At 64.1% G+C, this 23,996-nt stretch carries 38 protein-coding genes; 14 read left to right on the top strand and 24 right to left on the bottom strand.

What is annotated here, in order from left to right:
- Positions 1-137: 137 nt before the first annotated feature.
- The 3 genes from K2W61_RS22850 to K2W61_RS22840 form a co-directional block, all read right to left on the bottom strand.
- Positions 138-779, bottom strand: coding sequence for a VTT domain-containing protein (locus tag K2W61_RS22850; RefSeq protein ID WP_236756630.1), 642 nt, complete (start codon positions 777-779; stop codon positions 138-140).
- 115 nt (positions 780-894) lie between these two features.
- Positions 895-1,695: an ABC transporter permease gene (locus K2W61_RS22845; RefSeq protein ID WP_175139897.1), complete on the bottom strand. Its 801-nt coding sequence runs from the start codon at positions 1,693-1,695 to the stop codon at positions 895-897.
- Positions 1,686-2,300 carry an ABC transporter ATP-binding protein gene (locus K2W61_RS22840; protein ID WP_236756629.1) on the bottom strand — a complete coding sequence of 205 codons (615 nt, stop codon included), beginning with the start codon at positions 2,298-2,300 and terminating at the stop codon, positions 1,686-1,688. The genes K2W61_RS22845 and K2W61_RS22840 overlap by 10 nt, the downstream gene beginning before the upstream one ends.
- A 303-nt stretch (positions 2,301-2,603) precedes the next feature.
- Between K2W61_RS22840 and K2W61_RS22835 the strand changes: the two genes are divergently transcribed.
- Positions 2,604-2,900: a hypothetical protein gene (locus K2W61_RS22835; RefSeq protein ID WP_236756628.1), complete on the top strand. Its 297-nt coding sequence runs from the start codon at positions 2,604-2,606 to the stop codon at positions 2,898-2,900.
- 125 nt (positions 2,901-3,025) lie between these two features.
- On the opposite strand, the gene K2W61_RS22830 is transcribed toward K2W61_RS22835, so the two are convergent.
- The 21 genes from K2W61_RS22830 to K2W61_RS27765 all read right to left on the bottom strand — a co-directional run bounded on the left by K2W61_RS22830 (position 3,026) and on the right by K2W61_RS27765 (position 14,007).
- Entirely contained in the window at positions 3,026-3,541 is a 516-nt protein-coding gene (locus tag K2W61_RS22830) for a hypothetical protein (protein ID WP_236756627.1), read from the bottom strand.
- Positions 3,538-3,738 carry a hypothetical protein gene (locus K2W61_RS22825; protein WP_236756626.1) on the bottom strand — a complete coding sequence of 67 codons (201 nt, stop codon included), beginning with the start codon at positions 3,736-3,738 and terminating at the stop codon, positions 3,538-3,540. Before K2W61_RS22825 ends, K2W61_RS22830 begins: the two co-directional genes overlap by 4 nt.
- Complete coding sequence (locus tag K2W61_RS22820) at positions 3,731-3,943, bottom strand: hypothetical protein (RefSeq protein ID WP_236756625.1); 213 nt, start codon at positions 3,941-3,943, stop codon at positions 3,731-3,733. Before K2W61_RS22820 ends, K2W61_RS22825 begins: the two co-directional genes overlap by 8 nt.
- A complete protein-coding gene (locus tag K2W61_RS22815) occupies positions 3,936-4,223 on the bottom strand; it encodes a hypothetical protein (RefSeq protein ID WP_236756624.1) in 288 nt (95 codons plus the stop codon). Before K2W61_RS22815 ends, K2W61_RS22820 begins: the two co-directional genes overlap by 8 nt.
- On the bottom strand, positions 4,220-4,834 hold the full coding sequence (locus tag K2W61_RS22810) for a gp16 family protein (protein WP_236756623.1): 615 nt from the start codon (positions 4,832-4,834) through the stop codon (positions 4,220-4,222). Before K2W61_RS22810 ends, K2W61_RS22815 begins: the two co-directional genes overlap by 4 nt.
- A gap of 195 nt (positions 4,835-5,029) precedes the next feature.
- The gene (locus K2W61_RS22805; RefSeq protein WP_236756622.1) at positions 5,030-5,719 is read right to left on the bottom strand and encodes a DUF7168 domain-containing protein; all 690 of its coding nucleotides are present in this window, start codon (positions 5,717-5,719) and stop codon (positions 5,030-5,032) included.
- Positions 5,712-6,080, bottom strand: coding sequence for a hypothetical protein (locus tag K2W61_RS22800; protein ID WP_236756621.1), 369 nt, complete (start codon positions 6,078-6,080; stop codon positions 5,712-5,714). The genes K2W61_RS22805 and K2W61_RS22800 overlap by 8 nt, the downstream gene beginning before the upstream one ends.
- Positions 6,081-6,147: 67 nt before the next feature.
- On the bottom strand, positions 6,148-6,540 hold the full coding sequence (locus tag K2W61_RS22795) for a Mor transcription activator family protein (RefSeq protein ID WP_058665320.1): 393 nt from the start codon (positions 6,538-6,540) through the stop codon (positions 6,148-6,150).
- A gap of 167 nt (positions 6,541-6,707) precedes the next feature.
- Positions 6,708-6,929, bottom strand: coding sequence for a hypothetical protein (locus K2W61_RS22790; protein ID WP_236756620.1), 222 nt, complete (start codon positions 6,927-6,929; stop codon positions 6,708-6,710).
- Between the two features lie 2 nt (positions 6,930-6,931).
- Entirely contained in the window at positions 6,932-7,564 is a 633-nt protein-coding gene (locus tag K2W61_RS22785) for a DUF3164 family protein (protein WP_236756619.1), read from the bottom strand.
- A complete protein-coding gene (locus tag K2W61_RS22780) occupies positions 7,561-7,749 on the bottom strand; it encodes a hypothetical protein (RefSeq protein WP_236756618.1) in 189 nt (62 codons plus the stop codon). Before K2W61_RS22780 ends, K2W61_RS22785 begins: the two co-directional genes overlap by 4 nt.
- On the bottom strand, positions 7,746-8,120 hold the full coding sequence (locus tag K2W61_RS22775; protein ID WP_033453994.1) for a hypothetical protein: 375 nt from the start codon (positions 8,118-8,120) through the stop codon (positions 7,746-7,748). Before K2W61_RS22775 ends, K2W61_RS22780 begins: the two co-directional genes overlap by 4 nt.
- A 1-nt stretch (position 8,121) precedes the next feature.
- Entirely contained in the window at positions 8,122-8,403 is a 282-nt protein-coding gene (locus tag K2W61_RS22770) for a hypothetical protein (protein WP_236756617.1), read from the bottom strand.
- Positions 8,393-8,695 (bottom strand): hypothetical protein, encoded by a 303-nt coding sequence (locus K2W61_RS22765; RefSeq protein WP_236756616.1) that lies wholly within the window; start codon positions 8,693-8,695, stop codon positions 8,393-8,395. The genes K2W61_RS22770 and K2W61_RS22765 overlap by 11 nt, the downstream gene beginning before the upstream one ends.
- Positions 8,686-9,876 carry an ExeA family protein gene (locus K2W61_RS22760; protein WP_236756615.1) on the bottom strand — a complete coding sequence of 397 codons (1,191 nt, stop codon included), beginning with the start codon at positions 9,874-9,876 and terminating at the stop codon, positions 8,686-8,688. The genes K2W61_RS22765 and K2W61_RS22760 overlap by 10 nt, the downstream gene beginning before the upstream one ends.
- 9 nt (positions 9,877-9,885) lie before the next feature.
- Complete coding sequence (locus K2W61_RS22755; RefSeq protein ID WP_236756614.1) at positions 9,886-11,691, bottom strand: DDE-type integrase/transposase/recombinase; 1,806 nt, start codon at positions 11,689-11,691, stop codon at positions 9,886-9,888.
- Positions 11,692-11,701: 10 nt separating this feature from the next.
- The gene (locus K2W61_RS22750; protein ID WP_236756613.1) at positions 11,702-12,583 is read right to left on the bottom strand and encodes a DUF3102 domain-containing protein; all 882 of its coding nucleotides are present in this window, start codon (positions 12,581-12,583) and stop codon (positions 11,702-11,704) included.
- Between the two features lie 5 nt (positions 12,584-12,588).
- Positions 12,589-12,789 carry a hypothetical protein gene (locus tag K2W61_RS22745; RefSeq protein WP_236756612.1) on the bottom strand — a complete coding sequence of 67 codons (201 nt, stop codon included), beginning with the start codon at positions 12,787-12,789 and terminating at the stop codon, positions 12,589-12,591.
- A gap of 26 nt (positions 12,790-12,815) precedes the next feature.
- Positions 12,816-13,121: a helix-turn-helix domain-containing protein gene (locus tag K2W61_RS22740; RefSeq protein ID WP_033454010.1), complete on the bottom strand. Its 306-nt coding sequence runs from the start codon at positions 13,119-13,121 to the stop codon at positions 12,816-12,818.
- Complete coding sequence (locus K2W61_RS22735; protein ID WP_236756611.1) at positions 13,118-13,369, bottom strand: helix-turn-helix domain-containing protein; 252 nt, start codon at positions 13,367-13,369, stop codon at positions 13,118-13,120. The genes K2W61_RS22740 and K2W61_RS22735 overlap by 4 nt, the downstream gene beginning before the upstream one ends.
- A 512-nt stretch (positions 13,370-13,881) precedes the next feature.
- Positions 13,882-14,007, bottom strand: a complete 126-nt coding sequence (locus K2W61_RS27765; RefSeq protein WP_272909566.1) for a hypothetical protein — start codon at positions 14,005-14,007, stop codon at positions 13,882-13,884.
- A gap of 150 nt (positions 14,008-14,157) precedes the next feature.
- Here K2W61_RS27765 and K2W61_RS22725 point away from each other — a divergent pair, with 150 nt between their 5' ends.
- From K2W61_RS22725 to K2W61_RS22670, 13 genes are all read left to right on the top strand, one after another.
- Positions 14,158-14,574, top strand: coding sequence for a hypothetical protein (locus tag K2W61_RS22725; protein ID WP_236756610.1), 417 nt, complete (start codon positions 14,158-14,160; stop codon positions 14,572-14,574).
- 139 nt (positions 14,575-14,713) lie between these two features.
- On the top strand, positions 14,714-15,085 hold the full coding sequence (locus tag K2W61_RS22720; protein WP_236756609.1) for a putative holin: 372 nt from the start codon (positions 14,714-14,716) through the stop codon (positions 15,083-15,085).
- Positions 15,085-15,717 carry a transglycosylase SLT domain-containing protein gene (locus K2W61_RS22715; RefSeq protein ID WP_236756608.1) on the top strand — a complete coding sequence of 211 codons (633 nt, stop codon included), beginning with the start codon at positions 15,085-15,087 and terminating at the stop codon, positions 15,715-15,717. The genes K2W61_RS22720 and K2W61_RS22715 overlap by 1 nt, the downstream gene beginning before the upstream one ends.
- The gene (locus K2W61_RS22710; RefSeq protein ID WP_236756607.1) at positions 15,714-16,148 is read left to right on the top strand and encodes a hypothetical protein; all 435 of its coding nucleotides are present in this window, start codon (positions 15,714-15,716) and stop codon (positions 16,146-16,148) included. The genes K2W61_RS22715 and K2W61_RS22710 overlap by 4 nt, the downstream gene beginning before the upstream one ends.
- Positions 16,132-16,263: a hypothetical protein gene (locus K2W61_RS27760; RefSeq protein ID WP_272909338.1), complete on the top strand. Its 132-nt coding sequence runs from the start codon at positions 16,132-16,134 to the stop codon at positions 16,261-16,263. Before K2W61_RS22710 ends, K2W61_RS27760 begins: the two co-directional genes overlap by 17 nt.
- A complete protein-coding gene (locus tag K2W61_RS22705) occupies positions 16,260-16,652 on the top strand; it encodes a hypothetical protein (RefSeq protein WP_236756606.1) in 393 nt (130 codons plus the stop codon). Before K2W61_RS27760 ends, K2W61_RS22705 begins: the two co-directional genes overlap by 4 nt.
- Positions 16,642-16,950: a hypothetical protein gene (locus K2W61_RS22700; RefSeq protein ID WP_033454018.1), complete on the top strand. Its 309-nt coding sequence runs from the start codon at positions 16,642-16,644 to the stop codon at positions 16,948-16,950. The genes K2W61_RS22705 and K2W61_RS22700 overlap by 11 nt, the downstream gene beginning before the upstream one ends.
- A gap of 3 nt (positions 16,951-16,953) precedes the next feature.
- Positions 16,954-17,532: a DUF3486 family protein gene (locus tag K2W61_RS22695; RefSeq protein WP_033454020.1), complete on the top strand. Its 579-nt coding sequence runs from the start codon at positions 16,954-16,956 to the stop codon at positions 17,530-17,532.
- Between the two features lie 40 nt (positions 17,533-17,572).
- Positions 17,573-19,375 (top strand): hypothetical protein, encoded by a 1,803-nt coding sequence (locus tag K2W61_RS22690; RefSeq protein WP_236756605.1) that lies wholly within the window; start codon positions 17,573-17,575, stop codon positions 19,373-19,375.
- Between the two features lie 20 nt (positions 19,376-19,395).
- Positions 19,396-21,015 (top strand): DUF935 domain-containing protein, encoded by a 1,620-nt coding sequence (locus K2W61_RS22685; protein WP_236756604.1) that lies wholly within the window; start codon positions 19,396-19,398, stop codon positions 21,013-21,015.
- Between the two features lies 1 nt (position 21,016).
- A complete protein-coding gene (locus K2W61_RS22680; protein WP_236756603.1) occupies positions 21,017-22,291 on the top strand; it encodes a phage head morphogenesis protein in 1,275 nt (424 codons plus the stop codon).
- Positions 22,292-22,402: 111 nt separating this feature from the next.
- Complete coding sequence (locus K2W61_RS22675) at positions 22,403-23,506, top strand: phage protease (protein WP_236756602.1); 1,104 nt, start codon at positions 22,403-22,405, stop codon at positions 23,504-23,506.
- 40 nt (positions 23,507-23,546) lie between these two features.
- Positions 23,547-23,960, top strand: coding sequence for a hypothetical protein (locus tag K2W61_RS22670; RefSeq protein WP_236756601.1), 414 nt, complete (start codon positions 23,547-23,549; stop codon positions 23,958-23,960).
- Positions 23,961-23,996: the final 36 nt, after the last annotated feature.

Here is a 23,996-nt window from a genome sequence, read left to right as displayed (position 1 = left end):
CACCGCGCCCCGGGCCAGCCCGGCCCGGCCGCGTCGAAGCCGGCGGTTCCTCACGGAGCCGCCGGCTTTTTCATGTTCTGCTTGGCGCACATGGCCGTGGCGGCGGGCATCGAACCGCTGCCGCGCCGCGGCTTGCCCTAGGCTTGCGGAGCCCGCCGCGCCCGCCGCATCTGCAAACCTTGCAGCGCCACCGGGATCAGCGACAGCCCGATGATGACGACGGACACCCAGTGCAGGTTGGCGCGCACCCAGGCGATAGAGCCGAGCCAGTAGCCCGCCAGCAGCATCGAGCCGCACCAGGCGACGGCGCCGACCATGTTGTAGAGCAAGAAGGTGCGGCGCGGCATCTGCGACAGCCCCGCCACGAACGGCGCCAGCGTGCGCACGATGGGCACAAAGCGCGCCACGGTGATGGTCATGGCGCCATAGCGGGCGAAATAGGCACGCGCCCGTTCCAGATGCTCGGGCCTGACCCAGCGGCTATGCGCCAGCCGCTGGCCCCAGCGCGAGGCGGCGATGGCATAGTTGAGCGCGTCGCCCGCGATGGCGGCGGCCGTGATGGCCGCCAGCGACACCAGCGGATCGATGCCCGCCAGGCCCAGGAACGCGCCGGCGGCGAACAGCAGCGAATCGCCCGGCAGGAACGGCATCACCACCAGGCCGGTCTCGACAAACACGATGGCGGCGATGATGCAGGTGCCCAGCACCCAGTTCTGCGCCAGCAACGCCATCAGGCCCTGCTCGCTGGTCAGCCACGCAAACATCCCGGTAATGCTCATACTGTTCCCGCCCTTCGTTGACGGCCGGCGGCCCCGGCCTCGTTATGGATGAAGGGTCGCAGTATGCGCGGGGCCGCGTCGATATTTCATCAAATCCGGCCGCGGCGGGCGCCGCTCAACGGCCCGGCATCAGCCGATCCAGCCGCAGCCGCCCGCGCTCGTCAGTCAGCCGCCGCATGGCGCCGTAAGCCGCGCCCATGGCCGCCATGCCGCTGGCGCCGCACAACAGGAACATCAGCAGGATCTGGTACTTGGCCGCGTCGATCGGGTCCATGCCCGCAATAATCTGGCCGGTCATGATGCCGGGAAGCGTGATGATGCCGGCCGCCGACATCTGGTTGATGCTCGGCACGATGCCGCGCCGCACCGATTCGCGCAGCAGCGCCGCGAAAGCCTGGTGCGCGGTCGCGCCCAGCGACAGACGCGCCTCGATCGCCAGCCGGTCGCGGCGCACGCCGGACAGCACGCCGTCCAGCGCCAGGCTGGCGGCGTTCAGCACGCTACCCAGCACGATGCCGACCAGGGCGATGGTATAGCGCGGGTCATACCAGGGTTCGGGCCGCAGCGCCGTGCTGAGGATGAACAGCGCCGTCACCAAGGTGGTGGCCGCCACCGCCAGCGTACCGACGTGGCCGTTGCCATGGCGGACCAGGCGCGCCTTGGGCCGGGCCGCGACCTCGCGCGCCGCCAGCGCCATCATTACCGCCACCACCAGCGCGGTCAGCCATGGCGCCGCATGCGCGAACACGAGGCGCAGGATGTGGCCCACCAGCAGCAGCTGCACCACGGTGCGCAATGCCGCCCACAGCACCTGGCGCTGCAGGTTCAGCCGCAGTGCGAACGAGATGCCGGCCGACAGCAGCACCAGCAAGGAGGCGATGACCAGGTCCAGCGCCTGCAGCTTGATCACGTCCATTGCGGCTCCAGGCGGCCTTGCTCCATGCGCCAGCCGCGCCGCGCCATGCGCCGCGCCTGTTCAGGGTTGTGCGTGACCATCAGGATGGCCGTGCCGCCGTCGAGATAGCGGCGCAGCTCGGCCTCGACGCGGGCGGTGGCTTCGGGGTCGAGCGCCGCGGTCGGCTCGTCCAGCAGCAAGGCCCGCGGCGCCAGCGCCAGGGCCCGCGCCAGGGCGGCGCGCTGGCGTTCGCCGGTGGACAGCTCCTGCACCAGGGCATCCATTTTTTCCGGCGCCACGCCCAGGCGCTGCAACAGCGCGGCGGCCAGGGACCGGTCGGTGAAATGCGGCGCGACGTGATCGTCCCACCAGCCGGCCTCGGCCTGGCAATAGATCACCTGGCGACGCCATTGCCAACCGCGCATGCCGGCGCGCGGCGCACCATCCAGTTCGACTTCGCCATGACCTGGATCGAGGTCGGCGACCTGGCGCAACAGCAACGACTTGCCCGACCCGGAGGGGCCGGTGATGGCGGCGCACTCGCCCGCCGCGAGATCGAGGCTGACGGGCGCCAGGCGGTCGCTGTAGACGCCGCGCAGCCTGAGCACGGGAGGTTTCGGTGACATGGCGGCAAGCATAACCCGCGCGCCTGCCATGGACATGCGTGGCGGCCATGTCCCTATGCGCTTCGCCACCCTGCTGACCGAGAGAGAGATAAACCCAGGGATGCGGGCGAGATAAATCCGGGATAATCCGTGACAAACTTGGATTTTTCGGGATGGAAATGAAACGGCCTTACAGATTCAGGCCGTTTCATCTGTTCGCGGTGTATAACGGGCGTCGAGCGCTGCCCGTCACGATTTGCTCAATGGCCTGAAGCGGGCAGTGTTACCACGCACTGATAATCAAGGCAACGAGGGAGCAAAGCAATGTTCAAGCGGCTATGGGGTCGTCTATCGGGTGCGCCAGAACGCCAGGCGCACGATCGCCAGCTTCAGGCTGCGCAGCTTGCGTTGGTAAATTTGGCCTTGGTTAGCTTCGGCCAGGCCCTGGTGGAACAAGCTCGCAAAGGCGACGGTCTGCAAGAGGACGTATTGGCACGGATCAAGGCCAATTGCATCGCTCGCTTTCATAACTACGGCGCACTTGGCCTGGATATCAAGGACGAGGCATTTGTCTTGAACGCTGCCCTTGAACAGCTCAAGGCGCACTTGGCGGCGATCTGAGGCCGCTGGTATAACCCCCAAGATTTGCCCGTCTTCGTCATGGAATACTGTCGGCGTTTGTTGTTTCATGATGCACTTCCCTATAGGGCTTTGTGGTTTCGTAAGCCGCGATTGCGGGGCGTTGCTCAAATAACGGTGTTGCCGATATGGCCGACCAGGTGACCGCCGTCCTTGTTCGCCTGCGGCCGCTTGAGGGCTCGGATAGCCGCGGCAATTTCATCGGCGGCGGCCTCTACATGGCGCCATTCACTCTTCGTGCATTTGGCCGCTGATGGCGTACGGTCAGCTACCCGTGCGCATTCCTCGATCACAGCATTGCGCAGCTCGGTGCCAGCCTGGGGCGCAGTAAAGACTGCAACCGGTTCAGCCGTAGGGAAATAGTCCAACAGCCCTTCGGCAGTGCGGAAGAACTCCGACCGCCAGTCCGGGTAGTCAAGCCCGGCCTCCAGCGCTGAGGCTGTGACGTAGCCTACGAGCGCACTCTCGGCGTGCATCCCGACTGCTTTGACAACCGCAGCGCGGACCGCCTTCGCCAGGTCGAGATCCTGCCCGGGGTTAAACGACTGGCAGATGCGCAACAGATCAGCATCGGTGACTTCATTCTTGCCTGCCACGTCGGCGGCAGCTTTCGAGATGGTCATGAGCTTTTCTCCTTCAATACATCGTGCTTGGCGGGGCTCGCCGGTGTGCCCCAACCGTTGATGTCAATGACAACGTTCATGAAGCGAACTTCGTTCGTAGGCGCGCCGAATAGCCGGTTCACGCCTGCCACCACCGCCGCCGTGAACCAGCCGCACCCCATCAGCCGCAAAGCGCGATATCTGGTCACGCTAGGCATCGAAGGCTCCAATCGTGCGTCCAACGATGTGCCCGTTCTCTTTGATGGCATCGAGTTGGAGGCGGGCGTGGTCGTCGCTGATTGCGTAGATGTGGCAGGCATAGGTCCCGTCCGGGCTTCGGAATCTCAACTCGTAGGGGTGCCAGGTCCGCCCTTCAACGTCCTTGGCTTCGAACGGGTACGGAATCGAATGAAGCTCAGCCATTGGTGCCCCTCTCTTCGCCATAACCGGCACGAGCCGGCACGGCCCCGAGCGGGCCGATCTGATTGCGCGCCGCGCGGGCTACGCGCTGGCTTTCCTTCCATCTCTCGGTCTTCTGGATGACCTTCTCGTCGCTCAGATAGCAGGCCTTGCACCAGGGATGCAGCTTGCCGCGGGCCGTGTAGAAGAATTCTCGGTCAGCAGGCCAAAAGTCCTTGCAACGGGAACACTGAATCTCAGTGCCCAGCTCGGTCTCGATCTTGAGGCGTGGCACTCTTTTCATGACCTGGCGCTCCCGAATTTCAACGTCGCCTGCAACGCCTCAAAGGCTTCAAGCATCGGTTCGAAGGTGTTGCGTGTGAAGGCCAGGTTGAGCTTGGCCTGCAGCTTGCCGAGCAATGCTGGATCGAGCCGCTGATCGCGCACCTGATCAACGAGATGCCGAACATGCTCAGGCAAGATGCGCATCGCCCACTTCTTCATGGTCTCGATGGTGCGCTCGGCATGAGCACCGTCAATCCATTGCAGCGCTTCGACACCTGTGATCCGTTTGACGTAGGCCGCCAAGGCCTCCTCGGATGCGTTGTTGACCGCGCCCAGGTCGCGCAACAAAAGCCACAGGGCGCGAATCTTCTTGCTGGTCGCCTCGGTGTCCACCGGGCGGCTTGGTCGGGGCTTGAGGCGCACCTTGAAGCCGAATCGCTTGAAGTGATCCAGGGCCAGCTGCAGCTCTTCGGCGCTCATCGATGAGCAGGAGTCCTTCTTGCCGCCCGTGACCGTCAGCAAAGCCGCGCGATAGGTCTCTTTGTCCAACTTCAATTCGCGTTGGGCAACATGCACTAGGCGGATCAGGCGCTGGCGCTCGGCGGCGCGAGGTATGGGGGCTGCGCTCATGGCTGGCCCTCGATATCCTCGGCCACCATTTGGGCGGATACTCGCTCAGCATGATCGGCGAGATCGGTCAGTTCGCCCATATTGAACTGATCGACGCCATCCCAAGCTTCGGCCATGCTGAGAAGCCTCTCCCGAATGGCGCGCAGACTGCGGCATTGGCGGCCAGCGAGCTGTTTGGGTGTAGAGCTGGCCATGCTACCTCCCGTTCCCAAGCATCAACGGCGCCGAGCTCGCGCCCACGCCCTGGTGCAGTTGAACGCCTGCGCCTGCGCGGTGGCCTGCGACCTGGTCGGCCCAGCCGCGAGCGCCGGCGTCACGGCTTCGCGGGGTGAAATTGCCCAGGTTCGGGTGATTCAGCTGCATGTGGGCCTCGATCGCAGCCTTCTGATCGCCCGACGACTCCATGCGAGGTACGAGAGAGGCGATCGCCGCGACCCAGCCCTGGCAGAAGGCATCGGCACGGGCCGTCTTGTTCTTGGGGCCGCAGCGCTTCAACTTGGCCTTGATATGGTCGGCGCGCGCCCGCGCCATCAGCCGCAGCAGCACCTGCAGGGTGTACTGTGCCACCTCGACACTGGGCGAGCAGCCGACCAGCAGCCACATCGCTCCACCGGAGAGGATTCTGCCGCTCGCGAGGATGAGCTCGCAGCCGAATGCGTCGGCCACAAGGCCAGCTAGGTGGGCTTCGTGCCTGCTCGGCGTGCGTGCGGTGGCCTTAACCGAGCACTCACGAGCACCGATCGCCTGAGCTTCCAGTTGCGATACGCCGTGCTCACGCATCAGCGCCTGCGCCTGACGCAGCGCTGCGGCGGCCTCGGCCGGCTCGCTGGACTTCGCCAGCGCCAGGCACTTCTCGATCTTGCGAAGGACGTCGTCTTTATCCATGTTGGATATCCTCGGCCAGGTTTCGAAGCGCCGGCACGACCGGAACGGCATAGATCGGCGTGTGGCCAGTGAAAACGCAGTCCTGGCTCTCGCCATCCGGGAAAACCTGCTTGAGCATGGTGACCGCATCCAGCCGCGTAAATGCGATGCTCATGCGATCCGGCAGCAGCCGGCCGATGTTGACAATGCTGGCGCGCAAGATATCAACCTTCAGTTTGTCGTCCACAGTCGTCAGGCGGTCGATACGCTCGACGTCGGCGACGATGGAGTCGATTTCAGCAAGGCAAGCTGCCTTGCTCAGCGGGCTGCCCGGTGTCTTGTAGGCTTCCAGCACTGTGCGGATGCGTTGAATGGGATTCATGGCTGTGTCCATGGTGTTCTCGTTGGTGATGGGGGCTCTCTACGGTTGCGGAAATAGACCGCTGGCGCTACGCACCGTCGGTCTCAGGCGAATCCATTCCAGGAAGCTGGGGTTGGGTGCGGCGACGAGACTCGGCCAGCATGACGCGGTACCGCTGGTAGACATACACGTAGCTCACGCCCAGGTGGGCGGCGATCTCCGAGGCGTTCCCGCGGCGAAGGTGCTGCCAGATGTAGGTGTCATGCTCCAGCCGGACATAGCCGCGATCCTTGGGGAAGTACAGGCTCTGGCCGCTGTAATGACGGTGCACCAGGTCGACCAGCTCATCGCCGAGTGTGGCCGCGTCCTCGGCCGTGAGCTGAAGGCGCTCGACCAGGAAGATGCCGAACAGTTCGGCCATCTCCTGCAGGGTCTTGTGGCGGCGTCGCACGGACGGCGTATCGTCGGGGGGCATGGTCATTTCTGGCTCCTGGCGCTTACCGGAGCGCCCTACAAGGGCAAGGCGTTCAAGAAAGCGTGCATGTCAAAAAAATCCGGGGTCGATCTAAGCCCGCCCGGCCAGGCTGGGACGTCCCGCGCATTTAGCCGTGCGCGGCCCCTTATCGCTTGGGGTGTGGAGCGGCGGGGTCATACATCGATCGGACCGATGCGGGTGCGTTTGTCGTATTTGCCGGCATCCCAGGCCTGTAAATACTCCGCGCACCCACTGCAGACACCTTTGCCGATGGTGCGGTCGACCCGCAGCCAGTAGCACACATCGGTGCCCTTGGTGTCGCAGCAGGCCTCGTTGTCGGTACATCCGCAGCCCACGCACTGCGCGATCGAGAGCAGATTTCTGGCCATCGTCATGGTCAAACCGCCGCGATGTCCAAGCAGATCGGCGTGTACTCGTCCGAGCCTTCACGCCGCTCATAGAAGCGCACGTAGGGCTTGCTGTTGGCCACGCTCACGCTGTCGCTGATCGCGGCCATGGCGCGCTGCCAGCGTTCGTCCTTGATGGCGTGCCGGCGCAGGCCCAACACGCGAGCAGTGTTGATCTGGCCCGCCTTGTCGACCCGGAAAGCGTCGTTCACCAGCACCTTGATCTCGTCACGCGAGTTTTCCGACCAGGACGTGATGCATTCGTCGATCAGGGCCTTGGCCGCATGCAGGCGCTCGTCGAACACCAGGCGATCCTGGATCTGCAGCCGGATCATGTAGCGTCCGCTGAACGAGGTCAGCGTCTGGTTGCCTTTGACGCTACGCGACTTCACGCCGTACTGCTCAACGCTCGTCTCGACAAAGGCCTCGATATCGCGAAACGCGCGGACCTTGAAATCCGCCAGCAACGTGCTGATGATCTTGGCCTGGTCGATGAGCGTCTCGATGGTTTGGTCGCGCAGCTTGTCGATATCGGATACCAGGGCTTCGGGGACGTACGAACCGTCCGCCTTGAGGCGAAACCCCGGCGGGATGTCGGGGCGGTTGGCGGTGGTGCTGGTCATGATGCTTCCTTCATATTGGGCGAGGCGATGGAGTCGGCGATCTCGGCCGCGGCCTCGTCCACGATGGCCGAGATCTGCATGATGGCGTCGTGCTTGCTGACCGTGCTGGCCGGCGCCTGGTGGCGGCGCAACACGACCTTGATACGGATGAGCGCCTCAACGGCGACATCGTCAGATTTGCTCATGGGGTCTCCTGAAAGGCGGCGAACGCCTCGATCCTGGAAAAAATGGCCGCGCACAACAGCCCGATGGCGCTGGCAGCGGCCTCATCGTCACGCGCACTCACGCCCTGCAGGTGATGGATGACGGCATGGGACACCTCGTGCGGCACGATCTCGCGCAAGTTGGTGCCAGCAAGCGGAACGGCGACTGTGCCGATCACGCGGGCTCCCGGGGCAGCTGCTTGGAAATAGCCGTGAACGACCTTGCGATCGCTACGCCTGCGGCCCCCGCGATACTCCGCGTCGACGTCGGCCACACTCGGCAGCAGTCGAACGCGCAGCCGCATGCCTGCGACCGACACCTGAAAGACCATCAAGGCGCGAGCGCGGGCCATGTCAGTGCCTCGTTGCCGGTTTGTCGGTCAGCGCGAATCGCGTACGCTCAACCGCAGCAGCGATGTGTTTGCGCAGCGCGTCATCGTCGTTGCCGAGTTGGGCGCTCATGATGTCGCTGAGAAGCCGGCTCAGCTCGGCGAAAGAACTGCGCAACGAGCAGTGCTCGAAGAACAGGTTGACCAGGTCCTTGTTGGCGCCGTGCAGCGCATTTCGCAGTTCGTCGACCGAATCAAAGGCCGCTGGGTTGGCCAAGGGCGGGCCCGCCATGAATTCAACCGTCATGACGCACCTCGTCTTGGTGTATTGCCAGGCGCACGCCCTGAAACAGAGCGGTGATGCGACCATCGGCCTGGCGCGTCGAGGCCTCGCACAGGCTGCGCAAGTAGTCGATAGGCATTCCGCACAGGTCGACCAACAGGATGGAAGTACCGGCATCGTCTGGGAACAGGTCCTCGTCGATCACGCGCAGGCCCAGCGCACGCAGTGCGCGGACGGCGGCGTTGGCCACCGCCATCTGCGCAACGCGCACCGGGGTGTAGACCCTCGGCGCCGTGGTGTTGTCGATCAGTTCCATTTCGTCTCCATGACGATGTCGGCACTCACCGCCGGGGCACCGTTTTCTGCAGCCAGGTTCATCGCGGCGGTGAGCAGGTTGTGCACCGCCAGGGGATACAGGAACGAGCGCTCGATGTGCCCACGCGGCACTGGCGGCGACAAGCGCTCGCGCAGCGCTTGCAGGCCATCGGCGGTCACGATCTTGGCAAGGTCCACACCGAACCGCTTGAGCCGGAACCGCAGGTAGTCCTCCAGGTGCTCGCCCAGCGGCGGCAACGTGATGATCTCGCAGCGCTGGACCACTTCGCGTACCGACGGGTCGCGGGGGTCGAGCTTTTCGGCGAGCTCGTTCTGCCCGAGCAGGATGACGCTCAAGAGGCGCGAGAACCCGTCCTCGAGCTCGACGAAGCGCTTCAGGTGGCGCAGCGTGGCCTTGGGCATGGCGTGCGCCTCTTCGATTAGGACGACGTGGCGCGTGCCGGTGCGGTGGCTTTCCTTGAGGCGATTCTCCAGCTGGCGGTACCGGGCATCGCTGCTCGACCGCAAGGGCTCATGAGGTGCGATCGTGGCCATGATGGCGTCCAGGATCGCGCCTGCCTTGAGCGTCTTGCCCTTGACGTCGTCGGCCTCCATGCCCACCACGTAGGGGCGGATGATCTGGATGGGCATGTCCGCGCGCTGCACGCGCTCCTGCAGGTCGCGGCGCAGCGTGGTCTTGCCCGAGCCCGATTCGCCCACCACCGCGACAAAGCCGCCGCGTTTGCAGGCATCCAGAAGCTGGGCACGCGTGTAGCGCAGCTGCTCGTTGGCATAGAACTCATCGCTGCTGGCGACTTCGTCGAAGGGATTGCCCGTCAGCTTGAAATGGCGCAGGGTCTGAGGGTGTAGAATCTGCTTGCGAATTGACATGTGTTCGTCCTCATTCACGGGGGAATGCTGTTGTTCGGGCGCCACCGCACTGACCTGCGGTGGCGTTTCTTTTTCAAAGGCAACGGCGATCTGTTCCTCGGTCGCGCCGTTGCGCTTCAAAAATTCGGTGATGTTGTCGCGCAGCCCGTACTGCTTGGCCGCACGGGGCCAGTAGGAATGGTTGATCAGCTGCGCGATCGTGGCCGGGCTCAAGCTGACGTGAGCCGCCAACTGGCTCTGCGACAGTGCGAGGTCGGTCATGATCTGCTTGAGTTTCAGGACTTGTTTCATTGATCCTTCCTATGCGGCGCGCACGATCTGCACGATCGGGGATTGGGTGGGGGCAGGCGCCATGGCTGCGCGCAACGCTTGAGCAACCGCGTCAATGGCGTCAGCCGGGACGCCGTCCGGATAGAGGGCCTGCAGGCGGGCGTAGTAATCGGGGGACCAGTCGGCGAACAGCTGCTTGAGCTGCTTGGCGGCCTGGATGTGCGACAGCGGGGGCAGTTGCACCGTCGGCGCGACCAAGTCGTGATCCCGGCCGCGACGCGGCATGGTGGCGGGTACATGCTCCAGCGCCTGGTCGATGTGGGCGAAGGGGTCGATCTGCCCACCGAAGGCGACGGTGCCCGCCTTGCGCGCCGCCTTGGCTTCGGTTTCGGTCGAGGCCCCCGTGGCCATCAACTCCAGAGCCTTGGCGTTGGTCTGCGCGGGCGTGTCGGCGTGACGGGCATAGCTCTCCCCGATCACGGGTGCATCGGCGACCATTCCGAATTGGTCGTAGGTGACGCGTTGCACGACCTGGTAGGCCTCGTGGCCCTCGTCGTCGCTCATGACGACCTGGACGGTATCCTGGGCCCAGGGGTTCTCGCAGACCTGCAGCTTCTCGCCAACGCACACGCCAGGCACCGACGACACGTCGTAGTCGGAACCGCGGTAGCTGATGCGCAAGTGGGTGGAAACCACACGCGATTCGGGCGCGCTGAGCGCGAGTGACCGCAGCAGCTCCGCAGCCGGCGGCGTCACCAACTGCTCGGGCGTGATGTGCAGCCAGGCGGAGTCGCGGGTGCGCCCCGTGCGCGTGTGGATCCGGGTGCCGTTGAAGTAGCGGCGCCAGCGCGCCACCAGCGCATTGATCTTCTCCAGGCTGTCGACCTTGTCTGCCGGCAGCAGTCGCAGGGTGGACTCGAAATCGCGCTCAGTGAGATCCTGACCCTTTTCGACCTGACCCTTCGCGCGCGGGTTCTTTGGCTTGTTGATCTGGACATGGATCCGCAAAGCCTTGCACAGGTTTTTGAAGATGGCGCTGGTGTTGGCCGATCCCGGGTCGAGCATCACCATGAGAGGAACGCCGAACATGGCCTCACCCTCTCGGCGATGCATGGCGTCGATAAGCACGTCGACCAGGTTGGTCGCGTTCTCACCGCCCGTCACGTACGTGGAATAGTTCCAACCGCTGGTGTGGTCGGTGACCACGTAGCGCCACAGCGATTCGTTGATGACCTTGATGACGTTGGCCGGCTTGTTCTTGTAAAAGTCGGTGTGATCCATGATGCGCAGCCCGTTGTCGCCTTTCGACGCGCGTGGCAGGTAAAACAGGACGCAGCGCGAGGCGTCGATCTGCCATACATGGTTCGGGTGCAGGCTGCGCAGGCTCATCGCCGGCGCCGGTGCGAGCAGCTGCTTCGGGTGCAGTCGATAGTTGCGCAGCGCCTTACGGATGGTGGAGATCGACAGGGGAGAAACTTCGCCCGTCGCCGGGTTGATGCGCAGCGCTTCGATCATGTTGTTGGCGCGCAGCACCTCCACTGCGGCCTCGACGCTCTTGAGCATCTTGCCCTGCTTGCGCATGTGTTCGAGCAGCACGGCCGCGATCATCTGCGCCTCCTGCACGGGCAGCGCGGTCTTGCCCGCGTCCGACCGGCGCTTGCGAGTCGGTCTGGTGACCAGGTCGCCGAGCAGGCGGTACAGCCGGGCCTGTGACATCTGCAGCCGCGCAGCAGCGCCGGCCAGGATCTCGCCCTTACGCCCGTGCGGCGCAACGCGCCAGGCACGGGCAACGTCGGCCAGCTCTTCCGCGATGACAGCATTGGCGGGGGCTCCCATCGTCGCCTCCTTACTCGTCCTGGGCCCAGGCCGGCATTGCGTCGCCGTCGTCCTGGGGCAAGCTGAACTCGGTAAAGAGGTCGCCGATCTGCTGCTGGATGGCGCGCAGGCTGGCCGCGATGAGGCGCGTGCGTTGCGCATCGCCCTGACCGTGCGCGACATATGCCTCGCACAGCTTCTCCAGCCCTTCGCGGAGCTTGCCTCCGATTGAAGCCTCCAGGCCGACCAGTTCGGCTTCGACTTCGGTGTGCAGGCCTACCAGCTGCTCATCGGGCTTCTCCGCCTTGATGCGTCGAGTGGCGGCGTCGCGCTCTTTCTTGAGCGTGTCGATCTGGTCGTTTTTCTCCGAGAGCAGTTTGTCGTTGGCTTCGGCATCAGCGCGGGCTTCTCGCAGCGCCTTGCGAAGGTCCGACACGGACATGGCGGCGACATCGTCGAGCGTGATGCCCGCAACCGTGCCGCCATCGTTCAGTTCAGCGACCTCCTCGTCGTCAAGAACGAGAAGCTCAAAGAGTTTCGATTTGTTACCGGCAGCGGCAACCAAATCGTGCGACGTCGCACGGTTTGAGAACTTCAGGGCGGCCTGTGTCATGCGGCGTGCGACGGAGTCGTCCAGACCAAGCCGGCCCAGGGCTTCAGTCCACTCGCCATGGGGCACATGCTCGCGCACAACCAGCAGCGCGCGGCCGGCCGCGAGCATTTCATCGGCGCTACGCGCCAGGTGGGTGCGGATGACGTGTTCGTAGCGCGGCAGGTCAAACGGCAAGCCGTCACCGAACTGCTTGAGGATCAAGGCAGAGCGCTCGGCAGCCAGAACCAGCGCTGCCTCGACGTCGGCGGCGGGCTTGGCGGTGTCAGGCGCGGCGGCGGGGGAATTCTTCGGACGTGCCATGGTGACTATCCTTTTGTCGGGGATTCGTGAATGGGTTGGACGTCGACCAGCTCCATGCGCAGGGCATGGGGGCGGCCGGCGTGCTTGAGCAGCTCGCGCAACACATTGCGGGCCACCTCGAACGCCACATCGGCTTCGGCCGTCGGGATGCGGTTCACGCGCACGCGATAGTCCGACCTGCCCGCGATATAGATATCGACGGTCATGTGGTGATCGACAGGCGGGGCCTGGGTCACAGTTGGGCCCCGGCGGCGATGCGCTGGTTGGTCTCGGCGATGCGGGCGGTCATCCGCGCGCACTCTTCGGCATGGGCCTGGGCGATCTGCAGCAACGCGATGCCAGGTGCGTACAGACCGTTGTCGAACTTCACCGCGAAGTCCTCGGCCATCAGCGTGGCAAGCGCGCGCGTGACGTTCGTGGGAGATTCGCCCGTCAACGCGGCCAGTTCCTGGTTGGAGATGCCATTCAGGCGCCGGCCACGCAGAGCCTTCATGACACGCAAGACGCGTTGTGCGCTGTTGATGGTTTCCTTGCTCATGCGGCCACCCTGCGCGGGGCGGCGGGCTTCAGACGACGATTGATGCCCTTGGCTTGGGCGTGGTCCGGCCAAATTGCGGATACGGGTTTACCGATCAGATTGGAGATGGCTCCTTCGATGCGCGCCGACCGGGTGCGGCCAGCGATGACTTCGAAGACCGTATTGGGAGTGACCTTCAGCTTGGCGGCCAGCGCAGTAGGCGTGGTGCCTTTCATGCGGATCTCGGCCTTGATCATTTCACGATGCATGGCGTCTGCTATCCTCGCGGGGTGTGGTTTTAAGGGTCGGGAACTGGGTAGGTTCTTGAGGGTGAATTATGGGAACCATTCGGTTCCCTGTCAAGAGAGGATCAGATGGTTCAAACGGTTTCTATTGGAGGCCGCTTGAGGGAGGAGCGCCAGCGCCTTGGCATGAACCAAACCGACTTCGGCGAGATCGGGGGGGTCACAAAGAAGACGCAGATGCTCTACGAGAGCGGTGATCGACTTCCTGACGCGGCATATCTCGCAGCAGCGGCGCATGCGGGCGTCGACGTCTTGTTCGTCCTAACGGGAAGCCGCTCATTTACACCTGCGCCAGCCGTACCTGCGGAGCATCGCACCTTGATTGCGGACTACGAGGCCAGTTCCCATGATGGAAAAGAGGCGATCCGACGAATGGCGGCCGCGACCGCGCTAGGCGCGTCGGCCATCGCGGGGGCCAGTCGATCAAGGTCCCACGGGGCGCGGAAGTATTTGGGGCCGACTACGCATCAAGAGTTTCACGCGGGCGCTCCTGTCATCGGGAAGGTTGTCTCTACTCTATCGAGGAAGAAGAAGTCGTGAACGAACAGCGCAAGCAAGCGGGGCGTCGATACAGCGGCAGTAACACGCACCAGGAGTTTCATGCTGGAGCTCCACTGATCGGCCAGATATGTCTTCACAATGAGTCAACTCCTGTGACGTTGCAGGTCGTCTTGCACGTGACCATGGTTGGCTTTAAAAAAGTCCGACACTAACAATGTCAAGGTCAACTCTCATCAACTAAGGTCGATTCAATGAAACGGTTGCTGCCAGTGGTTCTCTCTCTTGCTTTTGCCTTCAATGCTCATGCAGCACCATCTCGAGAGGCGGCCAATAATTGGCTTGATGATTTCTCAAAGATAAAAGTTGAGATGCTGGCTAACGCCGGTCGTCAAAAGTCTTACTTTGAATCGCAGATTCAACCCGTCACGGAACTGGAAGATCGCGCAAAAAGACTATTCACTGATAAGTCGAAGACGCCCAACCCTTATGTCATCTGCATCGCAGCAGTCTCACAATTTCGTGCGGCATTAGGATGGCAGATTAAATCGCTAACACCAGATGCCGCGGCGGACCGCTTATCCGATCGGGTTACGTATTTAGCATCTACCAGCTTTCACGCTGGCGCCGCCTACCAACGCTGTGAGGCATTGATTGAAGGGTTGAACTGAACTTTTCGGCGGTAAGGGCAAGGACAGATCCCAATCCGGTGACTCGCAGTAAATCCATTTAATAGCGCTTCAGACACGCGGGCGGCACGATGCAGGTTCATTCTGCTCGCCGCCCTTTTTCTTGCTCTGGAGTGCTGCCTTGGTCCGTACCGTATACCCCACTGTTCCCCTGCGTCGCCGCCTGCCGCGCCTGACCACTTGGCTCATCGTCGCCGCGGTGCTGATCATCGTGATCGGCATCGTTTCCCCCCAGCAAGTCCCTGTCGCCATCTATAAGCTGAGCTTGATTAGCCTGGCGGCCGTCGGCTCCTATTGGATCGACCGCGCACTGTTCCCCTATGCAAGGCCTGACGGCTATCTGGTGCGTGATTGGCGCTGCGGCGCATGCATCGGCTCGCACCGCGTTGACCACCCGATCGCCGATGGCTACGAGATCCCCTTCATGGTGGCCACGATCCGCCGTACGGTGATCGCCGCCGCGGTCATTCTGGCTGTCGCGCTGGGGCTGTGATGCACCAGCAGATCATCCGATTCGGCCGACACCTAGTCGTCCTGCTCGTGGCCAGTTGCACGGCGCTGCCAGCACCGGCGGCCGACGTGCCGCGTGCAGCCCAGCAGTACCGCTCGGAGCTCGTACGCAACGCCCGTGTCGTCTGGGGCATGGACGCACCGGTCGCGACGTTCGCCGCCCAGGTCCATCAGGAAAGCGCCTGGCGGCCCGGTGCGGTCTCTGCCGTAGGAGCGCAAGGCATGGCCCAGTTCATGCCGGCCACTTCCAGCTGGATCGCGGGGCTATATCCCGCGCTGGCTCCGCATGCCCCTTTCAATCCGTCCTGGGCCCTGCGCGCCCTGGTGACCTACGACCGTTACCTCTACGACCGCATCCGCGCCCGTGACGACTGCGAGCGCATGGCGATGACATTGTCCGCCTACAACGGTGGACTGGGCTGGATCTCGCGTGACCAGAAACGAGCATCGGGTGCGGGGCTCGATCCGCTCATCTGGTGGGGATCGGTCGAGACTGTCAATGCTGGCCGATCTGCGGCCAATTGGCGCGAGAACCGGGCCTATCCCGACCGCATCATCCACCACCATCAGCCGACCTATGTCGCCGCATCCTGGGGGCCAGGCGTATGTCAGTGAACATCAATATCGTGGGCTGGGCGATCGCGCTGGGCGCGGTGGCCGCCGGCCTGGGCTACTGGCGTGGCACCGTCAATGGCCACGAGCGCGGCGTTCTCGAAACCCAGGCCGCTCATGACGCCCGCCAGGTCGAGGCGCTGGCAGATGGACTGGGCAAGCTTCGCGCGGATGTCGTGGCCAGCATGGTGCTGAACAAAGACGTGCGCACGGCCATGAACGGGTTGGAGCAGCAGAACAAGACCTCGAGTGCGGAACTCAAAAATGCGATTGCGAAATCTCGTCCGACTGGTGCTGTTCAGTGCCGTTTCGATGCTGACAGCATGCGGATCCTCGGCGCCGCGGCAGACCGAGCCGATGCCCTGGCGGCCGGCGGTCTTGCTGCCAGCGGAACTGGCCGCGCGGTGCCAGCCGGTCGTGCGCCCGATCGATGATTCGGACGCCGCGGCCGCCGTCGCTTTGGAGGCGATGTACGGCCTGTACGGCACCTGCGCAGGCAAGCACGTGGACACCGTGGACTACATCAACAAGCCGGGGAAGGATCGGTGAAGATCGAATTGGAAGTCTGGCAGCTCATTACGCTGCTGATCGGATTTTTCGGAGCATGCGCAGGCGCCGGAAGGCTGCTGCTCGCGCAGATGTTGCGACAGATCGACCTGCGCTTTCGTGCGCAGGAAGATGCGCGATCGGCTAACCACGAGCAGGTCCAGCACCGCCTCGAAAAACTCGAGGAGTCGGCCAAGCTGGAAGCCGGCGAGTGGCAGCGTGTCGAACGCGAGTTCCTGCAGATGCAGCGTGACATGGCCTTGCAGTATGTGCGCCGCGAGGACTACATCCGCGGCCAGAGCGTTGTTGAGGCCAAGCTGGATGGGTTGGCCGTGAAGATCGAAAACCTGCAGCTGCGGGGAGTACTGGATGGAAAACAAAATGCAAATTGACCTGGCCCGCTCGCGCCGCGAATCGCTGCGCTGGCTGATCCTGTTGACCCTCAACAATGCGCGTCCGATCGGCGCTTTCGAAGGCCCGATTCTGTCCGTAGCGCAATCCGAGTATCCGGACGCCACGCCCTTGGAACTGCGCCGCGAGCTCGACTACCTGTCGGACCGCGACCTGGTCAAGCTGGAGAAGCGCCCGGACGGCAAGTGGTTCGCCGATCTCACGCGGTACGGTACGGACGTCGCCGAATACACGATCGACTGTGAGCCTGGCATTGCTCGGCCCGTGAAGTACTGGTGAATCATGGCTGGCAAAAGCAGCATTCACCGCCTGCCGGCAGAGATCAAGACCTATATCGAGGCGCAGCTAGCCACCGGTTGCCATACCCTCGATAGTCTGATCGAGGATCTGCGCGAGCGCTTTCCGGCCGAGGCCAATGCCGGGTCGCTCCCCAGCCGCAGTGCCATCGGGCGCTACGGCCAGAAGCTGGAGCGTCGCCTGGCGGCGATCAGGGCCAGCACCGAAGCGGCCAAGCTCATTCGCGCGCATGCGGGCGATGAGATCGACGCCCGCAGCGAAGCGTTGACGGCCCTGGTACAGACGGAGCTCTTCGAAGCCATAATCGAGCTGCAGGAAGCTGACGAAGAAACGGACTCCGGCAAGCGGGTGGAGCTGCTGAGCAAGGCCGCCAAGAACATCGCCACGCTGGCGCGAAGCTCGGTCAACCTGAAGAAGTTCCAGGCCGAGGCAGAAGAGCGGGCCCGGCGTGCGCTGCTCGCGCAGCAGGATGCAAAGCTGCAGGAAGTCGCCAAGGCCCAAGGCATGAGCGCCGACCAGGTCGACTTCTGGCGTCGCGACTTCTTGGGGATCAACGCACCATGAGCGTCCTCTCTCTGATCGCACCACCGGCAGGAGATCGCTGATGGCCGCCGTCATCAAACCCCTTGCCTCAACCCTGCGCGTCCTGGAATGGGACGATCTGCCGGCCAGCGTGCGAGCGATTTCCGACAGCTTCAACCCGCTGGCCGATGGCATCTTGATGCTGCACCAGCGCCAGGTCGCTGCGCTCAAGGCGTCGATCATCGCCATTCCGAAGGGCCGGCGCACGGGCATCACCTTCGGCACGATGCTGAACAAGACGCTGGTAGCTGCGGCGCGCAAGTCCGCAGGCGGCGACAACGTCTACTACATCGGCGACACCAAAGAGAAGGGCCTGGAGGCGATCGGCTATTGCGCCAAGTTCGCACGAGTGATCGCGCGTGCCCAGGGCGAAGGCGTCACGGGCGTCGAGGAGTTCCTCTTCGAAGACCAGGACGAAGGCGGCAAGACCAAGCACATCACCGCTTATCGCATCCGGTTCGCTAGCGGCTTTCAGGTGTGTGCCCTGTCCAGCCGGCCGGCAAACATCCGCGGCCTGCAGGGCCACGTCGTCATCGACGAGGCTGCTTTCCATCCGGACGTGCAGGGCGTGCTGGAGGCGGCCACCGCGCTCCTGATCTGGGGCGGCCAGATCACGATCATCAGTTCCCACAACGGCAAGAACAACCCGTTCGCTCAGCTGTGCCGTGACATCGAGGCCGGGCGCTATGGTGCAGATGCAGCCGTGGTCACGGTCACGTTCGACGATGCGGTCACCAACGGCCTGTACGAGCGCGTGTGTTTCATGAAGGGCACGCCGGCCACGGCCGAAGGCAAGAAAGAGTGGTACAGCAAGATCCGCAACGCCTATGGTGTGCGCAAGGCGGCCATGCGCGAGGAGCTCGATGCCATCCCGCGCGACGGCAGCGGCGTCAGCCTACCAGGTGTTTGGATTGAAAACGCCATGAGCGAAGAGCGGCCGGTCGTTCGCCTGGCGCTCGACGACGACTTTGTGCGCAAGAGCGAAGCCGAACGCCGGTCTTTTGTGGAGGACTGGATCCGGCGCGAGGTCGAGCCAGCCCTGACTCTGGTCGACCCGAAACTGCAAAGCGTTTTCGCCCAGGACTTCGCACGCCACCGCGACTTCTCGGTCTTTGGCGTTGGTCAGATCGAGCCGAACCTGCGCCGGCGTGTGGTGTTCGTCGTCGAAATGCACAAGGTTCCGACCCGTCAGCAAGAGCAGGTCATCTGGCACATCATCGAGAAGCTGCCGCGTCGCTGCGGCGGCGCCATGGACGCGACTGGCTCGGGCGAAACCTTGGCCGAGTACACGGCCGACAAGTTCGGGCACGACCATGTCCACCAGATCAAGCTCAACCGGGCCTGGTACGGCACCTGGATGCCCAAGCTGATCCAGGGGTTCGAAGACGGGATGATCGACTTGCCGCGCGATGCGAACGTGGCGGCCGACCTTCGTGCGATCGAGGACGTCGAGGGGATACCCATGGTTGTGAAGCTGCGGCGCAAGGATCTGAAGGATCCGGAGTTGACCCGTCACGGTGACTCGGCGGTGATGCTGGCGCTGTTGTGGTTCGCCACCATGAACCTGTCCGCGCCTATCGACTACACGGCGGTGCCACGGCAAACCAGCCGCTGGGATGCGCTTCCTGGTGAGGTCGATGACGACACCCCATGGGCAGGCGATGGCGCCTGGCGTGAAGCACTTCAAATTTCCGGCGTTTTGGGGCGTTTTTCCGGGTGGGTGGCTACGCTGACCCCGGCGGCGTGCCAAAGGGCCTTTATAAACGCCTGCAAACGGCTTTCTGGGGCTTTGGAGCGCCAGGGAACCGTCGTAGGTCTGGGCTGAGACCCGAAAGAGAGAGATTCATGGCTCAAATCGTTGATCAATTCGGCCGCCCGATCACCAACACGCAACTGGAGGAGCCGCAGACCGCTCGGCTCGGGCACCTTCAATCGGAATGGGAGAATCACCCCACGCGCGGCCTCACGCCGCCCAAGCTGGCGCAGACCCTGCAACAGGCCGAGACGGGCGACATCACGGCGCAGCACGAGATGTTCGCGGACATGGAGGAAAAAGACGCACACCTCTTCAGCGTCATGCAGACGCGCCGCTTGACGGTCAGCCAGCTCGACTGGTCGATCGAGCCGCCTGCGAATGCCACCAGCGCGGAACAAGACGAAGCAGCCTTCGTGACCGAGGTGCTGCAGGGTCTGGAGATGGAGGACATCCTTTTTGACATGACCGATGCGGTCGGTCACGGCTTTTCACCGATTGAACTCGGATGGGACACGATCGAGAAGGCGCGCATGCCGGTCACGGCAACGTTTCGCCCGCAGGGCTGGTTCCGCACGCCCATCTCCCCAGGACTGGATCGCAACGAACTGCGCCTGCGCGACAACAGCGCCGATGGGGAATCGCTCTGGCCGTTCGGCTGGATCATGCACACGCACCGCTCGCGCAGCGGCTACATCGCCCGCACCGGCCTTTTCCGCGTGCTCGCCTGGCCGTGGCTGTTCAAGAATTTTGCCGTGCGCGACCTGGCCGAATTCCTAGAGATCTACGGACTGCCGCTGCGCCTGGGCACGTACAACCCCAATACCTCGGACGACAAGGCGCGCGCGACGCTCTTGCGCGCGGTGATCGGCATCGGGCACGACGCCGCGGCCATCGTGCCCGAGGGCATGAAGATCGAGTTCAAAGAGGCCGCCAAGGGCGAGTCCACGCCGTTTGACAGCATGATCGGCCTGATGGAGCGCAGCACCAGCAAGGCGGTGCTAGGCGGCACGCTCACCAGCGGCGAGGGCGAGCACGGCACGCAGGCGCTGGGCAAGGTGCACAACGAACTGCGCCACGATCTGAAGAAATCCGACGCGCGCCAGCTCGCTACCACCCTGACTCGCCAGCTGGTGTACCCGATCCTGGCGGTCAACCGGGGCCGCACGTCGCTGCACCGCTGCCCGCGCCTGGTGCTGGACACACAGCAGCCCGAGGACATCAAGCTGCTCTCCGATTCGCTGCCCAAGCTGGTGAACATGGGCATGCGGATCAAAACGGACTGGGCGCACAGCAAGCTCAAGATCCCGATGGCCGAGGAGAAGGATCCGATCCTGCAGCCGATTGCGCCGTCGTTTGGCAATGGCGACGACACCGGCGGGCTAGCGGGGTTGGCTGCGATGGGCCGACGCCAATCCGCTCCTGCGCAGTTGGCGCGGTTGAAAGCTGCTCCGGGCGATCCGAGCAACACGGCGGCCGACGCGATCGACAGCCTGGTGGATGCCATGCTCGATGAGTGGCAGGGAAAGCCTGACCCGGTCCAGAAGGCGATCCAGGAAGCCCTGGACAGCAGCACGTCATTCGAGGACTTCCAGGTGGCCGTCGAGCAGCGCCTGGCCGCTATGGACGCCACGGCGTTGGCGGACCTGCTCAGCCGCGGCACGCTGGCAGCCCGCCTCTGGGGCAACCTGACCAACGGCGGACGCACCTGACATGGCTGCCATCGAGCTGGAACCGCTGCCACCGCGAGAGGCTGTCGAGTTCTTTCGCCAGAAGGGCTACCGGATGGCGTTCTCCTGGCAGGACATGCCTGCCCAGGAACACGCCGCCGCGTTCACGGTGGCCAAGGCGATGCGGCTGGATGTGCTAAAGGACATCCGCGGCGCCACCGACCGGGCGATCGCTGAGGGCACGACGTTTCAGGACTTTCGGCGCACGCTCGGCCCGCAGCTGCAGGACAAGGGCTGGTGGGGCAAGCGCGAGATGGTCGACCCCGTCACAGGCGAGACGGTGAACGCCCAGCTTGGCAGCGATGCCAGGTTGCGCAAGATCTTTGACACCAACGTGGCCACCGCGTATTCCGAGGGGCAGTCCGAGCGGATCGAGCGCAATATCGAGCTGTTTCCCTACCTGCAGTACTTGCGCAGCTCGAGCGAGCATCCTCGCTTGTCGCACGCTGCCTTTGCAGGCCGGGTTATGCGTGCAGACGATCCCTGGTGGCGGTCGCACATGCCGGTCAAGGAATGGGGCTGCAAATGCGGGGTGCTGCAGCTGACCGCGCGCCAGGTGAGCCAGATGGGGCTGCAGGTCAGCGAAGCGCCGCCTGAGCGGTATGTCGAATACACGAACACCCGCACCGGCGAAACCCTGGATGTGCCGGTGGGTGTGCATCCGGCCTTCAACTATCGGCCAGGTCTGCGGCGCGAAAACCTTGCCCGGGCGCTGATGGACAAGGCCGATGCGGCCGAGCCACGCACTGCGGCGCGCATGTTGGCCGACGGCGCCGACCTATGGACGCCGTTGGTGCAGGCCGAGTTCGATGACTTCGTTGGACGCTACACCCGCGGCGAACGCCGTGCGGTCGGTCAGCGGCGCGTGGTCGGCGCATTCTCCAGTGACCAGGTCGACGCATTGCGGGAGGCTGGCCAGCTGCGCGGCGCGGACGCCCGCGGCACGATTCATGTCGACATGACCAGGCTTCGCAACGTGCTGGGTCAGGGGCAACGCGCGCCCGCCCAGGCCGCGGACGCTAGCGCCGCGCTCGTCACGCAGCTGCCAACGCTATTGCGCCAGGTCGGTGAGGCGTGGCTGGACGGCGACCACGCGGTGCTGCTGTGCACCTCCCCCTCCGATTCGCAGCGCGTGGTGAAGGTCGTCGTGGACCTCACCGGCAAAGCGCGCGGCACTGCCGGGGGCAATGGCGTAGTTTCCATGGAAGTGATCGACCCCGCATCGTTTGATCGCACCGGTCTCTCCAAGCTGCAATAGCTGACGACGGCGGGCAGGCAACAGCTACACCGACCGCACCAGGTGCGCACCCGAAAACGCGGTAAACCCGTTTAATAGAGCGTTCCAAGGCATGGCGTCAGACTGGCGCCCATGCCTAAATCCACCACTCCACTCCTTGCCGCGTTCGCCGTGCAGATCAAGCGCACGGGCGACGATGGCGCCGTCCCTGAGCTGCATCTGTTGCCTGATGGCGAATTCAAGCCTCAGGCGGCCGAGGATGCGCGCGAAATGCCCAAGTCGGGCACCTACCGCATGAACGCGCAGATCGCGGAGAAGGTCATCGCCCTGGCGCGTGCGAGCGTCAACGATCTGCCGATCGACTACGAGCACCAGACGCAACAGGCCGCCAAGAACGGCCAGCCCGCGCCGGCGGCTGGGTGGATGGCAGGCGCCAAGTTCGTTTTCCGCCCGGGCGAGGGGCTCTTCGCCCAGGACGTGCGGTGGACGGCACGCGCCAAGCAGATGCTCGATGACGACGAGTACCGCTACCAGAGCGCCACCTTCCTCTATCACCCCGAAACCGGTGATGTGCTGGCCATTGTTGGCGCTGCGCTCACCAACCGTCCGGCCCTGGACGGATTGACCAGCGCTCAGCTGGCCGCCCTCAGCGCGCAGCTTGCGCGCCAATTCCTTCCCCCCACCTCCGAGGACGACATGAACCCTCTGCTCAAAGCCCTGCTCGAAGGCCTCGGCCTGCCCGAGACCGCCACCACCGAACAGGGCGTGTCCGCCCTGGCCGCCCTGAAGTCCCAGGCCGCGCAAGCCAGCCAGATCGCTGGCCTGAACGCCCAGATCGCAACGCTCAAGGCGGCGGCACCCGACCCGGCCAAGTACGTGTCGGTGGAGGCCGTTGCCAACCTGAACACTGAACTTGCGGCCCTGCGAGCGCAGAACGCCCAGGTCGAGATCGACCAGGTCCTCAATCAGGCCAAGGCCGAGGGCAAGGTGGCCAGCGACGTCGTCGAGAAGACCTGGCGCGACATCGGCAAGGCCGACCTGGCGCAGCTCAAGGCACTGGTTGCCGCCACGCCCGCCAACCCGGTCCTGGCCGGCAAACGCCAGACCGATGGCAAGCAGCCGGGTCAGGAGGCGGGCGAACTGAGCCAGGCCGAGATCGCCGTCTGCGCTGCCATGGGGCTGACCCCCGAGCAGTTCAAGGCCGGCAAGCAAGCCCAAGGCCTGGCCAACGGCTGATCGCCGCTTCCCCCCCGTTTCTCACCTTCAGGACACTTCCATGACCGCGCTGACCCAGGATCGCAACACACTGCGCCGTGACGGCCACCAGATCGAACCGCCCGTGGCGGCTGCCACCAAGATCTTTGGCGGCTCGATCGTGTGCATCAACACCGCCACGGGCTACGCCGTGCCGGGATCGACTTCGACCACCCTCAAGGCTGCTGGCGTTGCCGAAGATCGCGCCGACAACAGCGCGGGCGCCGCGGGCGAGATCCGCGTGCGGCTGCGCAAAGGCCCGCACCGCTTCGCCAACAGCGCTTCGGCCGACCTCATCACCCTGGCCGACATCGGCACCGACTGCTACATCGTCGACGACCAGACGGTGGCCAAGACCTCGGGCACGAACACCCGCAGCGTGGCCGGCAAGGTGTTCGACGTGGACGCCGACGGCGTCTGGGTCGACTTCGCCTGATCGGCCACCAGTCCCTCGAATTCGGAGATTTCGAAC

Origin of the sequence: Achromobacter pulmonis (genome assembly GCF_021733725.1) — a bacterium.
Classification (GTDB): domain Bacteria; phylum Pseudomonadota; class Gammaproteobacteria; order Burkholderiales; family Burkholderiaceae_B; genus Achromobacter; species Achromobacter pulmonis.
Note: the sequence above shows the minus strand (reverse complement) of the source record. Positions and strands in the feature narration are given on the sequence as shown.

Excerpts from the sequence above, each read along its gene's own strand:
- K2W61_RS22850 (WP_236756630.1), bottom strand. The coding sequence starts at position 779 with ATGAGCATTACCGGGATGTTTGCGTGGCTGACCAGCGAGCAGGGCCTG.
- K2W61_RS22845 (WP_175139897.1), bottom strand. The coding sequence starts at position 1,695 with ATGGACGTGATCAAGCTGCAGGCGCTGGACCTGGTCATCGCCTCCTTG.
- K2W61_RS22840 (WP_236756629.1), bottom strand. The coding sequence starts at position 2,300 with ATGTCACCGAAACCTCCCGTGCTCAGGCTGCGCGGCGTCTACAGCGAC.
- K2W61_RS22835 (WP_236756628.1), top strand. The coding sequence starts at position 2,604 with ATGTTCAAGCGGCTATGGGGTCGTCTATCGGGTGCGCCAGAACGCCAG.
- K2W61_RS22830 (WP_236756627.1), bottom strand. The coding sequence starts at position 3,541 with ATGACCATCTCGAAAGCTGCCGCCGACGTGGCAGGCAAGAATGAAGTC.
- K2W61_RS22825 (WP_236756626.1), bottom strand. The coding sequence starts at position 3,738 with ATGCCTAGCGTGACCAGATATCGCGCTTTGCGGCTGATGGGGTGCGGC.
- K2W61_RS22820 (WP_236756625.1), bottom strand. The coding sequence starts at position 3,943 with ATGGCTGAGCTTCATTCGATTCCGTACCCGTTCGAAGCCAAGGACGTT.
- K2W61_RS22815 (WP_236756624.1), bottom strand. The coding sequence starts at position 4,223 with ATGAAAAGAGTGCCACGCCTCAAGATCGAGACCGAGCTGGGCACTGAG.
- K2W61_RS22810 (WP_236756623.1), bottom strand. The coding sequence starts at position 4,834 with ATGAGCGCAGCCCCCATACCTCGCGCCGCCGAGCGCCAGCGCCTGATC.
- K2W61_RS22805 (WP_236756622.1), bottom strand. The coding sequence starts at position 5,719 with ATGGATAAAGACGACGTCCTTCGCAAGATCGAGAAGTGCCTGGCGCTG.
- K2W61_RS22800 (WP_236756621.1), bottom strand. The coding sequence starts at position 6,080 with ATGAATCCCATTCAACGCATCCGCACAGTGCTGGAAGCCTACAAGACA.
- K2W61_RS22795 (WP_058665320.1), bottom strand. The coding sequence starts at position 6,540 with ATGACCATGCCCCCCGACGATACGCCGTCCGTGCGACGCCGCCACAAG.
- K2W61_RS22790 (WP_236756620.1), bottom strand. The coding sequence starts at position 6,929 with ATGACGATGGCCAGAAATCTGCTCTCGATCGCGCAGTGCGTGGGCTGC.
- K2W61_RS22785 (WP_236756619.1), bottom strand. The coding sequence starts at position 7,564 with ATGACCAGCACCACCGCCAACCGCCCCGACATCCCGCCGGGGTTTCGC.
- K2W61_RS22780 (WP_236756618.1), bottom strand. The coding sequence starts at position 7,749 with ATGAGCAAATCTGACGATGTCGCCGTTGAGGCGCTCATCCGTATCAAG.
- K2W61_RS22775 (WP_033453994.1), bottom strand. The coding sequence starts at position 8,120 with ATGGCCCGCGCTCGCGCCTTGATGGTCTTTCAGGTGTCGGTCGCAGGC.
- K2W61_RS22770 (WP_236756617.1), bottom strand. The coding sequence starts at position 8,403 with ATGACGGTTGAATTCATGGCGGGCCCGCCCTTGGCCAACCCAGCGGCC.
- K2W61_RS22765 (WP_236756616.1), bottom strand. The coding sequence starts at position 8,695 with ATGGAACTGATCGACAACACCACGGCGCCGAGGGTCTACACCCCGGTG.
- K2W61_RS22760 (WP_236756615.1), bottom strand. The coding sequence starts at position 9,876 with ATGAAACAAGTCCTGAAACTCAAGCAGATCATGACCGACCTCGCACTG.
- K2W61_RS22755 (WP_236756614.1), bottom strand. The coding sequence starts at position 11,691 with ATGGGAGCCCCCGCCAATGCTGTCATCGCGGAAGAGCTGGCCGACGTT.
- K2W61_RS22750 (WP_236756613.1), bottom strand. The coding sequence starts at position 12,583 with ATGGCACGTCCGAAGAATTCCCCCGCCGCCGCGCCTGACACCGCCAAG.
- K2W61_RS22745 (WP_236756612.1), bottom strand. The coding sequence starts at position 12,789 with ATGACCGTCGATATCTATATCGCGGGCAGGTCGGACTATCGCGTGCGC.
- K2W61_RS22740 (WP_033454010.1), bottom strand. The coding sequence starts at position 13,121 with ATGAGCAAGGAAACCATCAACAGCGCACAACGCGTCTTGCGTGTCATG.
- K2W61_RS22735 (WP_236756611.1), bottom strand. The coding sequence starts at position 13,369 with ATGCATCGTGAAATGATCAAGGCCGAGATCCGCATGAAAGGCACCACG.
- K2W61_RS27765 (WP_272909566.1), bottom strand. The coding sequence starts at position 14,007 with ATGAAACTCCTGGTGCGTGTTACTGCCGCTGTATCGACGCCCCGCTTG.
- K2W61_RS22725 (WP_236756610.1), top strand. The coding sequence starts at position 14,158 with ATGAAACGGTTGCTGCCAGTGGTTCTCTCTCTTGCTTTTGCCTTCAAT.
- K2W61_RS22715 (WP_236756608.1), top strand. The coding sequence starts at position 15,085 with ATGCACCAGCAGATCATCCGATTCGGCCGACACCTAGTCGTCCTGCTC.
- K2W61_RS22700 (WP_033454018.1), top strand. The coding sequence starts at position 16,642 with ATGCAAATTGACCTGGCCCGCTCGCGCCGCGAATCGCTGCGCTGGCTG.
- K2W61_RS22695 (WP_033454020.1), top strand. The coding sequence starts at position 16,954 with ATGGCTGGCAAAAGCAGCATTCACCGCCTGCCGGCAGAGATCAAGACC.
- K2W61_RS22690 (WP_236756605.1), top strand. The coding sequence starts at position 17,573 with ATGGCCGCCGTCATCAAACCCCTTGCCTCAACCCTGCGCGTCCTGGAA.
- K2W61_RS22685 (WP_236756604.1), top strand. The coding sequence starts at position 19,396 with ATGGCTCAAATCGTTGATCAATTCGGCCGCCCGATCACCAACACGCAA.
- K2W61_RS22680 (WP_236756603.1), top strand. The coding sequence starts at position 21,017 with ATGGCTGCCATCGAGCTGGAACCGCTGCCACCGCGAGAGGCTGTCGAG.
- K2W61_RS22675 (WP_236756602.1), top strand. The coding sequence starts at position 22,403 with ATGCCTAAATCCACCACTCCACTCCTTGCCGCGTTCGCCGTGCAGATC.
- K2W61_RS22670 (WP_236756601.1), top strand. The coding sequence starts at position 23,547 with ATGACCGCGCTGACCCAGGATCGCAACACACTGCGCCGTGACGGCCAC.